9 protein-coding genes and 1 tRNA gene are annotated in these 12,467 nt (G+C 42.8%); 3 read left to right on the forward strand and 7 right to left on the reverse strand.

What is annotated here, in order from left to right:
- Positions 1 to 1,105: 1,105 nt before the first annotated feature.
- Positions 1,106 to 1,306: a hypothetical protein gene (locus EO92_RS12165; RefSeq protein ID WP_048171920.1), complete on the reverse strand. Its 201-nt coding sequence runs from the start codon at positions 1,304 to 1,306 to the stop codon at positions 1,106 to 1,108.
- Positions 1,307 to 1,842: 536 nt separating this feature from the next.
- Here EO92_RS12165 and EO92_RS12170 point away from each other — a divergent pair.
- The gene (locus EO92_RS12170; protein WP_235283322.1) at positions 1,843 to 2,430 is read left to right on the forward strand and encodes a hypothetical protein; all 588 of its coding nucleotides are present in this window, start codon (positions 1,843 to 1,845) and stop codon (positions 2,428 to 2,430) included.
- A gap of 564 nt (positions 2,431 to 2,994) precedes the next feature.
- On the opposite strand, the gene EO92_RS12175 is transcribed toward EO92_RS12170, so the two are convergent.
- From EO92_RS12175 to EO92_RS12200, 6 genes are all read right to left on the reverse strand, one after another.
- Positions 2,995 to 3,636: a 6-hydroxymethylpterin diphosphokinase MptE-like protein gene (locus EO92_RS12175; protein ID WP_048171923.1), complete on the reverse strand. Its 642-nt coding sequence runs from the start codon at positions 3,634 to 3,636 to the stop codon at positions 2,995 to 2,997.
- A 79-nt stretch (positions 3,637 to 3,715) separates the two neighbouring features.
- The gene (gene ileS / locus EO92_RS12180; RefSeq protein ID WP_048171925.1) at positions 3,716 to 6,895 is read right to left on the reverse strand and encodes an isoleucine--tRNA ligase; all 3,180 of its coding nucleotides are present in this window, start codon (positions 6,893 to 6,895) and stop codon (positions 3,716 to 3,718) included.
- An 877-nt stretch (positions 6,896 to 7,772) separates the two neighbouring features.
- Positions 7,773 to 7,973, reverse strand: a complete 201-nt coding sequence (locus EO92_RS12185; protein ID WP_048171927.1) for an MM0924 family protein — start codon at positions 7,971 to 7,973, stop codon at positions 7,773 to 7,775.
- 252 nt (positions 7,974 to 8,225) lie between these two features.
- Positions 8,226 to 9,314: a hypothetical protein gene (locus EO92_RS12190; RefSeq protein ID WP_048171928.1), complete on the reverse strand. Its 1,089-nt coding sequence runs from the start codon at positions 9,312 to 9,314 to the stop codon at positions 8,226 to 8,228.
- 137 nt (positions 9,315 to 9,451) lie between these two features.
- Positions 9,452 to 9,904 (reverse strand): GNAT family N-acetyltransferase, encoded by a 453-nt coding sequence (locus EO92_RS12195; protein ID WP_048171930.1) that lies wholly within the window; start codon positions 9,902 to 9,904, stop codon positions 9,452 to 9,454.
- Between the two features lie 246 nt (positions 9,905 to 10,150).
- Positions 10,151 to 10,244 (reverse strand) — tRNA-Arg (locus EO92_RS12200).
- Between the two features lie 570 nt (positions 10,245 to 10,814).
- On the opposite strand from EO92_RS12200, the gene EO92_RS12205 reads away from it, so the two are divergent.
- Both EO92_RS12205 and EO92_RS12210 read left to right on the forward strand, forming a co-directional pair.
- A complete protein-coding gene (locus EO92_RS12205) occupies positions 10,815 to 11,537 on the forward strand; it encodes an ATPase domain-containing protein (RefSeq protein WP_048133628.1) in 723 nt (240 codons plus the stop codon).
- Positions 11,530 to 12,384: a response regulator gene (locus EO92_RS12210; RefSeq protein WP_235283323.1), complete on the forward strand. Its 855-nt coding sequence runs from the start codon at positions 11,530 to 11,532 to the stop codon at positions 12,382 to 12,384. Before EO92_RS12205 ends, EO92_RS12210 begins: the two co-directional genes overlap by 8 nt.
- Positions 12,385 to 12,467 lie beyond the last annotated feature (83 nt).

The raw sequence follows: 12,467 nt of genomic DNA on the forward strand, positions 1-12,467 counted from the left end.
CACCTGCGGAACGCGGGGAAGAGCTTGGGGACTTGCCCTCAATAGAGGGAGGAATGAACCAAGAAGCCACTCAGTCTTTAGCTGAGTGGTAGTTCACTACTTGATACTTCAACCTTCTGTATTTGGAATAAGTAGTATTCGAAAGTATTTGGTAGTATTTCAGGCTACCAGACAGCATTTGTAATGAATACAATATTGATTTAGGCAACTAAATCGAATTATAGAGGGAATTACATTATATTAGAAGGTTTGATGCACATTATTAGAAGGTTTGATGCACATCGAAGCCACATAAGATTATTATTGGAAAGTTAATATTATATTAAGAGAATTGTATTTATAGATATATCAATAATATTATTTAGCTGTTAACTTCTACCTTTCCTCTTTCCTGCCCATTTTTCAAGCTACTCAAAATTATGAGAACCATGAATGCATTTTGATTTTTAGATCTGTGTCACCCGGAAGAGTCTGTGAAAACAAGAAATATTTACGTAATAATCCTTCATTTTTGCTTTAATGTTTTCCTCATATTAAAAATAGTTGAGTTTATATAAATCGATCTGGAAAATTATTTATAACAATAAAAGCCAATCATAATTCGTATTTCTGCGGCGCAGAAATACGTGAAAAGTTCTTCGCTGCCATTACGATCATCACTCCACCCTGGCGTTATATGAGTGAATCGTTTCATAGATGGGCGAAGGACTGCAAGAAAAAAAGGGCAATAGATGATTAGAAAGTGGTAGACTAAGGCTAAAAGCCTTATATTAGATGCGGTGGAAAGGCAAGACCGGTTTGATGAAGTCGTATCCAGATTGATGCCTCATCATGTATCGTATGATATGCCTCAACATTATGCGATACCCGGATACATACATCTTGACAGCTGTTTTTAGCCTTTCCACCATTTCCACTAAATCCTGGACTGTTTTTCAGCTTAACAAAAAGAGGATATCGCCTTTTTTATTCCATGCATAAGCACTGTATGGATCAATTTCCAATACTTTTCTATAAAATTTAATGCTTCGCTATCTCTGTCACTTGTGCGGATCCCTATCTCTGTCACTTATGCGGACCCATAACACATATTTACACTTTAGATTCAACTTTCAACTTTTTTTCGATTTACTACATCCACATAAAATTCAGCATATCCACAATCTAAACAAACATGCACTTTAAATTCGCGTATGGGACCGGTAAAATAGCATTCGCTATCAGACTCATAACCTATACGTTCTCCAATTATATGGCCTATATCGAGATTTTCGCTCCCGCATTTTGGACATTTTCCCTTTTTCATTTTGCATTACCCCACGTCATCAATGAGATCTGGTTTTGTAGAAATCCTCAAAAGTACTTTTTTTACGAAAAAGTAAAAAATCTGATTGTAAAATTTTCCCTCATTTTTTGCCCCCACAAAAAAGAATGAGCATTTCATATTCGCATTGAATAATTATATTTGTCATCGAATAATTATATTTGTCTTCAAATAAATATATTCAATTTGTTGAGGTTCCATTCTATTAGCATCTCCATACGAGTCTAAAAGCTGAAATGCAGCTTTTCTCAACCCTTTTTGTCATTGTTCATTTCCCAAGTCGTCTTCTCGACTCTTGAAGAACTGCTCTTTCCTTCAATGGTCCAGATGGGACAATAAAAGGTTCAAATGAATCTGCAGATTAAAAAAAGCATAAATAAGATATAATAGAGAAAAATAAAGGATTAATGAAGGAATAAGCAGGATATTAAAAAAATAAATTGAACCGTAAACAGAAGAAATCAACTCGGAATCAAAAACAGGAGAAGTCAATCCGGAATATAATACAGGAGAAGTCGATGAGAAAACTGAATATGCTCTTGATATTATCTGCACTAGCCCTGCTCCTTTTGGCTCCATGCCCTGCAGCAGCCGAATTGATTCCGGAAGCTGCCGAAATACCCTACCAGATTAACACTTCAGACAGAATAGTGATAGGAACCGTCAGTGGGATTGATGTACACTATGACCATACAATCTTCACAATTACAGTTGAGGAATGGCTCTATAATCCCCTGCAAGCCGAAACCATTAAAGTGAGAACCGAAATAGGCAGCAATTTTTGGACTGAAGACCAGGCAGAGTTCACCCTGAACGAATCCGTGCTCCTCATGCTCAGGGACGAAGAGTCCGATAAGCAGCTTTTTAGCGTTTCCGGAGGCTTTCCAGGAAAACACCCTGTATCAGACAGGGGTGCAGTAATTGAGGAACTGAAAGTTCAGGGAAAATGGCAGGAAGAAAATCAGATAGAAAACACAGAGACTGCAAGTGAACAGCCAGCAGATTCAAACTCACCCTCAGATACGGAAAGCACTCCTTTCACAGGTATTCTATGGGTAGTTATGGCAGTGATCGGAGCATTTGTGTGTGCAGGGAAGAAAAAGTAATATTATCCGCTTCATTCAGATTATCCATAATAAACCCGGAAGTGCCCGAATTAAGAGAAAACGAATAGTATGCATGCGTCTTCGGTTAAGTGAAGAATCTTGATAAATTGCTTCCACTTCCACAACAGTTATTAAATGTTTGGTACATGTTGTAGCTGGAACAGGGTATCGATTTGAGGAAAATAAAGTGAAATTAAAGGCAGACTTATGGTACAAAATCGATAGCCTTCAGGCAAGAAAATTCCTTAACCGATGACCAATGAAAATGAATTCCATGATCCATTAGAACTTTTTTCGGGTTATCAAAAATATTTATTGATGTTCTTAATTCAGAGTTCGGAACTTGGGTTATTCGGAACTACTGATCTAATTTAAAGCTTTAAATGCTGTGAATTGAACTAAAAAAGTGAATAAACCTTTCTATTTATACACTATGCAAATTACTTTTTTTTCTTTAGATGTATAGTTTTCTCCAACATAAAAATTTTTGGTCAATCCTTGCATGAAAAAGATTTGAACCTGTTAGTTCACTGAACCTCGACCATCCACATGGCCGTTTAGCCTTCAAATCCCTAACATTTCGATTAATTCTTTCGCCCAATTCAGCTTCTTTTTCTTAATCGGGTTCACTAAGGGATCTTCAAAATCAAATCCAGCCAGCCTGATGCTTTTAGCCCCGAACTCCCGGGCTACAAAAACGCAGCGGTCCCCATCACTGAACCCACCAAAGTTGTAAACGTTATCTAAAGGCCGGGCCTGGGTAGTTGCAATAAAGCGCCTGAACCGCGGAACGTATTTTTCCAGCTTATCCATGTTATCCCCATGGGCGTGGATAAGGACTATTGAGCCCCGTGTGCAGGCGAGAATCTCTTTTTCAATGTCAGCTTCGGAATTACCGTCAAGGTCGGTACAGATGACCTCAGGCACGCGGCCCATATCCATAAGAACGGCGGCTGCTCCGTCGGCTGCAACAATCACAAAAGAAGAAAGATCGAGCTTCAAAAGCTCGTTTCTGAGTCCCGGAGCATTCCCGCAGACTAGAAGAGGCTTTTCTGAGATCGTATCCTTAATTTCGGAAAGGCTCGCAGTGTTTTTCTCAGTCAGCTTTTGGGAAAGAAAGCGAGCTGCCTCTTCATCACCTGTGCGGTCGAACCCGAAGTCTTTAAGAATTCGTTCATAGATAGGCTCCCAGGCAGCAAAATCCATATGAATCACTCCTTTCCTGTTTTTCTTTTCTGAACTTAGATTTTCTTATCGAGTTTTGTTCTTAAACTTAATTGCAGAGTTATTTCTTTGCAATTCCCATCTTCATGGCAATGCCTTCGACATCCCAGTCCTTTACAAGGGCTCCGGAAACCTCAATACCGCTGCCTATGTCAAAGAAATCGGCTCTAACCTCTTCTGCAATCAGATCCTTCAGGGTTTCAACAAGCGTTAAGACCCTTTCGTCTTCGATCCGGACAAAGACACGGATGTTCTCGTCCACAATAAGGTCGAGTTCCTTCCGCATGTCCTGCAGCCTGCGGATGACTTCCCTTGAGTATCCTTCAGCTTCGAGTTCAGGAGTAAGGTTTGCATCCACATAAACAAGGCCTGCATCGGACTCTGCGCTGGCTGTACCTTCGGGCAGGGTTTCTTTGTAGTTCGCCATGCCCGGGGTGACTGTGACAGTAGTCCCATCGGCCAGGAGGAGCTCGAATTCCCCGGTTTCGGCAAAGGCTTTCTTTAAAGCAACGCCGTCGACTTTTTGCAGGGCAGGGATAACTTTTCCGGCATCCTTCTTGAAGACAGGACCGATCTTACCCGGGTCAGGGATAACCTCAAGCCCGAGTTCGTCCCAGCTCTTGCCTACACCTGTAAGAACAATGGCTTTGGAATTGGTCTGGTCCATAAGGACTGAACGCAGCCTGTCAACTGCCTTTGCTGCATCCTCGCTTTCAGGGGAGACAACAATTCTGGATATGGGCCACCTGAGTTTTCTTCCTGCCTTCTGGCGGGCGTTTGAGGCAGCTTCCACAATGGAACGGGCAGTGCTCATGGCTGCTTCAAGCTCGGGGTCAAGATAGGCTTCGTTAACCTTCGGCCAGTCGCACATGTGCACGGATTCGTGAGCTTTCGGATCCACATTCCGGATCAGGTTCTGGTACATCTCCTCAGCCAGGTAGGGCATGAAGGGGGAGATCAGTTTTGTGATGGTTACATAGACTTCGTAAAGCACACAGTAAGCTGCAAGCTTGTCCGGGTCGTCAGCTTCGGTCCAGGTCCTTGGGCGGATAAGCTGGATATACCAGCGCGAGAGGTCTTCCAGAGCAAACTCCAGGATCTCACGGACTGCTTTATGCAGCAGGTACCCACTCATGGCTTCATCTACAGCTTTTACCACGGACTGGGCTCTTGAGAGAATCCACCTGTCTTCTTCACGGAGGGCATCTTTTACAGAGTCCAGGCTGACCTGCATCGGGTCAAACTTGTCAAGCGCCATATACGGAAGCGGGAACCTGAAAACGTTCCAGAGGATGTTAATTGAGCGGTGGACAGTTTCTATCTCCTCCAGGTTGAACTTCAGGTCGTCCCAGGGCGCGCTTGAGGAAAGTACGTAGGCGCGAAGGGTATCTGCCCCGAACCTGTCGATGATGTCCAGCGGGGAAATTACATTTCCAAGGCTCTTTGACATCTTCTTTCCGCCGGCATCAAGAGTAAAGCCGTGCATAAGCACACTCTTATAAGGCGCCCGTCCAAAGCCGACCATGCTTGCTCCAAGCTGGGAATAGAACCAGCCTCGGGTCTGGTCATGCCCTTCGGTAATGAAGTCGGCAGGCCACCATTCATCAAACTGATCCTGCGTCTGTGGATATTTCAGGGTTGCCCAGGAAGCAACAGCCGAGTCAAACCAGACATCAAAAACGTCTTCAACACGCTTTTTGTCTCCACCGCATTCACAGGGAATGAGCACTTCATCCACGTAGGGGCGATGCAGTTCGATTTCCCCGCCAGCATTGCTGGACTTTTCAATGAGTTCTTCCCTGGTCCCTATGACTTCGAGCTTGCCGCATTTCCGGCATTTCCAGACCGGGATCGGGATTCCCCAGTAGCGCTGCCTGGAGATGCACCAGTCCCTTGCGCCTTCCACCCAGGTCCTGAAGCGGGCCGAGCCTGCCCAGTCGGGGTACCAGTCTACTGCATCGATTGCCTCGAGCATTTTTTCCTTGAGATCGGTAATTTTGAGGAACCACTGTTCGGTCGCCAGGTAGATGATAGGGGTCTTGCAGCGCCAGCAGTGCCCGTAACGGTGGGTCACGGTCCCCTCGGCAAGGAGCCTGTCGCGCTCCAGGAGGTCCTCGATGACAACAGTGTTTGCTTCCCTTATGTTCATGCCTGCATACTTGCCGGCTTCTCCGGTGTAGGAACCGTTCGGGCCTACGGGACAGAAAATCGGCAGGCCGTTTTTGACCCCTACGTTAAAGTCGTCCATCCCGTGCCCCGGGGCAATGTGCACACAGCCGGTGTTTTCTGCGGTTACGTATTCGGCCTCGTAGACATTGTGCTTGAATTCAGCCTGGCGCGGGATCAGGTCCGCAAGGGGGCTCTCGTATTCCAGGCCTGCAACGTCTTCCCCGAGCATGGTTTCAAGGATCTCGTAGTCCGTGTACCTGCCCTTCCGGAGCACGTTCTCAATAAGGGCTGTGGCTGCGATCAGGATTTCTTCCTTTCCGTCCTGGCGGACTGCCCTGAACTTCGCGTATTCGAAGGACGGGTGGACCGCAACGGCGATGTTCGAGGGGATGGTCCAGGGGGTTGTGGTCCAGATCACTATGAAGGTGTTTTCCTCTCCCCTGACCTTGAACTTGACATAGATGGACGGGTCGGCCCGGTCCGCATATTCGACTTCGGAATCGGCAATGGCGGTTTCGCAACGGGGACACCAGTTGACCACACGCTTGCCCACGTCAAGCAGGTCCTTTTCCTGAGCCTGTTTAAGGGTCCACCAGGCAGCCTCGATGTACTCGTCCTTGAGGGTCATGTAGGGGTCTTCCCACTGAAGCCAGACCCCGAGCCTCTCGAACTGCTCGGTCATTGCCTGCTTCTGGCTTATGGCAAACTCCTTACATTTCTCAATGAAATTCCCTACCCCGAAACTCTCGATGTCCTTCTTGGACTTGAAACCGAGCAAACCTTCGACCTTAACCTCGATGGGCAGCCCGTGCATATCCCAGCCGGGGCGCTCCATGATATTGCGGTTGTTCATGGAATAATAGCGGAGAATAGAATCTTTAATGATCTTATTCCAGGCAGTCCCCAGGTGGATATGTCCTGTAGTATACGGGGGGCCGTCAACAAAAAAAAGCCTTTTTCCGGTTTTACGGTGCTCCCGGGTTTTCCGGTAGGCATCGCTGTCTTCCCAGAACTGCGTTACTTTATTTTCAATTTGTTCTGCATTGTATTTGGCAGTGATTTCTTTTATCATATGGGAGTCTCCCTGATGAAAAATAAACTGAAGTAAAGGTCGTCGATTCAAGCCCTATCCTGCGGCTGACTGACAACTCTTGATAAATTGCTAATCAGTAAGTGGTGACAATACTAATATTGACAAACCGCTGCTGGCACTGATAACCAGTAAGCGCTGATTTCAGGGTAAATTACTGGTCAGCATACTATAACAAACCTCTGACCGGTAAGGTACCGAATCTACAGTAAAGTATATAATGTCCTTTACCAACCGCTTATATACTTTACTTCAGACAAATATCTTACGTACAAAATATCCTTACCCGGGAAAGCAAATCTACACCTTTCCGACGGATAAAAGGATTCACTGCACGCCAATCAGTTTATTCAGTAATTACTGTACTTAATTTAAGCTTTATTGTAACAGCAGAAAAGACAGTCCATTGTTTTCTATTCATATACTTATTCACAGTACTTACCACGATATTTTATCACGATATATTATCACGAGATTTTTACAGAACTATCCGGGTTAGAAAGTAGAGAATAAAAACTCAAAATCTACAGCAGGATTCCGGTTTTCCGGAAGAAAGAGTTTGAAACAGAAAAAATTGGGATAAAAAAGTAGAGGCTTCTTTCCCCTCCTCAAAAGCTTGAATGTAAAAGTGAACTACTCCTCTCTGCTGCTTCACATAGAGGAAGGAAACTTCCCGCCTTAAAGTTAAAACTTAGCCGTAGAGGAACTGAAAAGACTTCAGCTACCTCTACTACTGAGTTTAATTCGTATAGTACAAGCAAATTTTGAAGTGTATTATTTTACTGCGCCTGTTACAATACCATTTTGCAATATTGTTTTTAAATACCATTTTGCGATATTGTTTTACTTTGACATCTTCTTACTTTTGCTTCAGGGTTCTCCACATTGCAGCAATTCTCCCTATATCAATATGCGTGTAGCCTTCTTCTTTTATGGTCCATTTAAGGCTCAGGACTCCGTCATTACATTCTGCAACAACTCCCCTGTATGTGGTACTTCCCCCAATATCAATTTCGACTTCTTTGCCCATATAATATTTCTCGATGAACTCCTGCTTCATTATTTTCAACTCCCAAACTTTGATTTCCGAATGAGATCCGGAAAGAATATTCGCAGAATATAGTTAGTTTCAGGAAGTATATTATTATTAAAAAAACAGAGTTTCTAAACACAGGTTCTTTGTCCTGATATAAAAAAGAGGTCGGCTGTTAAAATGCTGACCTGAATATCCAGAAAACTCAGGGAGACCGACTCTAAAGTCGGTTCAAAACCCTGAATTTTCTTATATTTAACTCAAACATCAAAATTCAACTCAAAAATTAACCTCAGCTTCGCTTAAACCCTTTTCAGGCTCCTGGACAGGAGCATCAAAAAAGGGAATTTCTGCACCGACAAACCAGGTTTCAAGGAAACTTAAGAGATGGTACTTCATGAAAACGGCAAAGGGTACATTGAGGAAAAGAAGGGCTCCAAAGATCAATGCCAGCTCTATAAGTACAAAGGGAATAAGGAGTATCCAGACAAGGAAATCTGATACAAGGGCTGAAAAAAGGAAGTACAGCATCCCATCGGTAATAAGGAAAATCAGCCCTAAAAACAGCATAGTAATCCCGAAAAGAAGAATTGCAAGAATAGCTATTCCTATGCTGAGTAAGAATCTGACAAACCAGTAAACAATAACTTCCTTCCAGCTTTTCCTGAAGTTTGCAAAGACAAGCCCGAAAGCTGAAAGAATCCCGGTGTTCCGGTAAATTGAAAGAGGAATTGCGAGACTTAAAAAGGAATTTATTGCTACCCCGATCAGGGCCAATATCAGGAGCACAACAATAAACCAGAAAATCCCGCCTATAAGAACAGGCACGGAAACGTCAGAAGGCTCCTCGAGGATAGTGGGAATAAGAGGTAGAAAAGCTATTGCAAAAAACACGAGAAAAACCAGCCCGAGAGCCAGACGCACCAGCAGGAGGTAGAACCCCTTTCCCATAAACTCCCCTAAATAAGCCCAGAACTTAACCTCGTTTTTTACCAGGGACTCCACAAAAACAAACTCCATGATGCTGGAGATGTAGGATATGAGTAGAGCCAGGAGCAGAAGAAAGACTATTACTGCAATAATAGCTCCCGCTGGTTCCGGAAAGTACATATGGTAAGGATCAATTCCATTAACCCCGGAAGGAAATCCGGGGATCTGACCCGGTTCGACATAAGGTAAATTGTTTCCGAAATCTTCGGAGTCCATCCGGTAATTGGTACCCGAGCCTCCATAGTTAGAGGCTGCACCACCCAGCAAAAAGATAATGACTGCGAGTTTTACCCATTTCCAGAAATCAAAAGGTTCAAAGAGAGCTTTTTTTGTCCTTAAAAAAGCCCTGTCTACCGCATCTATTGCATACCAGCTCATAAATATAGAATTTTGCTCAGATAATATATAAGTATCCCGAAAATAAGAATTGCAGCATTATAAGGACTGAGATTTCCTGGATTAACTTCGAACCTCAATTAACTTCGAACCTTAATAGACTTCTATCTGCCTTGAAATCAGATCTTTTTTACCATTGAGATATGCTCTATGCCAGCTTCAAGGAAAGTATCTCCAAAAGCAACAAACCCAAACTTTTTGTAAAAACTTACTGCATGGGTCTGTGCATGAATATTAACCTCTGCTGCTCCAAGTTCAATAGCTTGTTCCAGAAGTTTATCTACAACGAGTTTGCCGACCTGTTTTCCCCTGTATTCTTTCAGGACGGAAATCCTTCCTATAAGCCATATTTCCCTCTCTTTTAAAAGTCTGCCTGTAGCCACTGGTCTTGAATTTGCATACACAATAACATGATAGGACCTTAAGTCTGCTTCGTCAAATTCCTCGTCCTCGGGTATGTTTTGTTCTTTTATGAAGACCTCTCTGCGGACATTGAAGGCGTCTTCCAGAGCTTCAGAGTTTTTTGCATCAATCCATTCGATTCTGAATAAAGGTTCATGTTTCTTTTCCATCCGGGGCCTCTTTGTTCAATTTCGGTGGTTTCTTTTCCTGCAGGAAAAAATCCAGATTATAAATATTTTTTGGCGCACAATGAAAGGATTTTGGTAGAAGTTTGGTAGAATTCTGGTATGCCGTGAAAAGAAAATCTTAAAACACAGAGTGAAAAAACTTTTCAGGAATAAGATTCAGCTGAAGAAAAGACTGTACAGAAGAACACTTATAGCAAAATTGAAGATGCCAGGTAAAAGAATAATTAACGGGCCCGCCGCGATTCGAACACGAGTCAATGGGTATCTTCGTAATAATATTACTTCGAAGCCCATTAGGATATCCTGGCTACCCTACGAGCCCATGGTGCAAGTGTAGTGATAGTAACTACCTATATTAAAGGTTTCTCTCAGAATTAAGAAAAATGGACAGAAAAAGAGAGCAAATTCAAAAGTTCCCCCTGATGAGAATGTTTGTCAAGTGGCACAGGCTAAATAAAATTTAGCATATTGACTGAAGAAAAGAAATTTATAGCTAAATATCAGGTCGAAATTAATAGAAACATCACTGAAATAAAAGAAACACACCACAAACATAACTTTTATATTACAAAAGTTCTTTTAATATATAGAAGTAATTTTCGGCATCATAATATTATACACAATTGAAATATAGAAACCAAATATGATCTTATCATAATCAATAAAATTAAATAGAAAGTTCTTTTATTTCAAGCTATTAAGGAATAGTGAATATGTGTTTTAAGTTAGAAAACTACTAAATAATCCCAAAACTGCTAAATAATCCTAAAACTGCTAAATTTATTTGAATATTTTCTATAACTTACAATACATTGTACAACTAATTCAATGTCACCTGATAGTGCGGGAAGTAAAAGGGGCAAAGTACACAAGAGAATGAGGGTTTACAAAAATGGAGAGGGTTTCAACAGGCATAGAAGAGCTGGACAGGAAATTGATCGGGGGCTATCCTGTGAACAAAGCAACCCTGATTACAGGAGTGGCAGGGAGTGGAAAAACTATCTTTGGAATCCATTTCATTCACAGGAACTGCGTTGAAGGAAGAAAATGCCTGATGATCGCAACTGAAGAAACTCCTGAAGATATCCTCTACCAGGCAGAAATGCTGGGGCATGATATTAAGCCTTACTATGAGAGCGGGCAACTCAGCATAGAAAACATATTTGAGAGCCGTTCAGAAAGCATAGGGCAGACAAGGTACGGATTTAAACCTGAAAGCCTTGATATTGAACTTCCAAACCTTATAGAATTAATACGTGAAGGAACAGAATGCCTTGTCATAGATAACCTGGGCACTTTTGCCCTGAGAGTTTCCCAAAAAAGGCTCAGGGACCAGTTTGACGGACTGAACTATCTCGTGAGAAAAAAAGGCTGCACTACTCTTTTAATCATGGACGAGTCAGCACACAATCTAACTCACCAGCTTGCTGAATACTCGGTCTACGGTTCTATTCGCCTGCTGGTAAAAGAGAACGCCTATCTCGGAAAAATGGAGCGCTATCTGTGCATACCCAAGATGCGCAGCACTCCTATTTCTCCCGATATGTCAATCTTTGAAATTACATCTAAAGGGATCAAGATTCATGAACCCAAGGGAGGAAGCCTTGTTGAATGAGAAAAACAAACCAAAAGTCCTGATTGTAGATGACATGAAGGAAAATATAGAACTGATGGAAGCCTACCTTGCAGTTGAACCTTATGAAGTTATCTCTGCCTATGGCGGAAATGAAGCACTTCAGAAAGTTAAGGACGAAAAACCGGATATTGTGCTTCTGGATGTTATGATGCCTGAGATCAACGGCTATGAGGTCTGCAAAATCCTCAAGGAAAATCCCGAAACCCAGTTCATTCCTGTCCTGATGCTTACAGCCCTTTCGGAACTTGAAGACCGGATCAGAGGGATTGAGGTCGGAGCTGATGATTTCCTTACAAAACCTATAAACAGGCTTGAACTCAAGACCCGAGTAAAATCTCTGCTCAGAGTCAAGTGCCTTCACGATAGATTGGTTGCCGACCGCGACAGTCTCGAAATAAAGAACAGGGTACAGAGTATCCTTACATCCGTAATTCCGACCCTTCTTCAGTCTGTCTCAAATGAGGAAAAAAAGGTTATAATAAATCAGATGACAGGCATGGTAGAAAAGACACTTTTTGATCTGTACCATTTTGAAGACAGAGAAATGGACCTGGCTTACGCAGGGAATGTCTGCGCCGAGATAATGAACCAGATGGGTGGAACCTTTTCCTCGAGCATGGGTGAAAATGAAAACCTCTGGGTAGTCAGGGGAACAAAATGTCCCTGGAAAGGAGAAGAAGCCCGCAAAAACCCCATCCTTTGCACACTGACCAGGAAGATTTTTTCAAACATAACTTTGAAAGTAGATTCGGCCTGCAGTCTCGAGGCTCTAAAAACCATAGGAAATAGGAATGACTGCTGTGAATTTATCATAAAAGCAGCATAACCTTTTTTCACATTTTTACCCAGTTTAATTAATCCTCTAAGGACAGCGGACTGTTGCACTTGCAGTGCAACTCCCGGAAAATC

The sequence above is a fragment of the Methanosarcina sp. 2.H.A.1B.4 genome (genome assembly GCF_000979385.1).
Taxonomy (GTDB): Archaea; Halobacteriota; Methanosarcinia; order Methanosarcinales; family Methanosarcinaceae; genus Methanosarcina.

Excerpts from the sequence above, each read along its gene's own strand:
- EO92_RS12165 (WP_048171920.1), bottom strand. The coding sequence starts at position 1,306 with ATGAAAAAGGGAAAATGTCCAAAATGCGGGAGCGAAAATCTCGATATA.
- EO92_RS12170 (WP_235283322.1), top strand. The coding sequence starts at position 1,843 with ATGAGAAAACTGAATATGCTCTTGATATTATCTGCACTAGCCCTGCTC.
- EO92_RS12175 (WP_048171923.1), bottom strand. The coding sequence starts at position 3,636 with ATGGATTTTGCTGCCTGGGAGCCTATCTATGAACGAATTCTTAAAGAC.
- ileS (WP_048171925.1), bottom strand. The coding sequence starts at position 6,895 with ATGATAAAAGAAATCACTGCCAAATACAATGCAGAACAAATTGAAAAT.
- EO92_RS12185 (WP_048171927.1), bottom strand. The coding sequence starts at position 7,973 with ATGAAGCAGGAGTTCATCGAGAAATATTATATGGGCAAAGAAGTCGAA.
- EO92_RS12190 (WP_048171928.1), bottom strand. The coding sequence starts at position 9,314 with ATGAGCTGGTATGCAATAGATGCGGTAGACAGGGCTTTTTTAAGGACA.
- EO92_RS12195 (WP_048171930.1), bottom strand. The coding sequence starts at position 9,904 with ATGGAAAAGAAACATGAACCTTTATTCAGAATCGAATGGATTGATGCA.
- EO92_RS12205 (WP_048133628.1), top strand. The coding sequence starts at position 10,815 with ATGGAGAGGGTTTCAACAGGCATAGAAGAGCTGGACAGGAAATTGATC.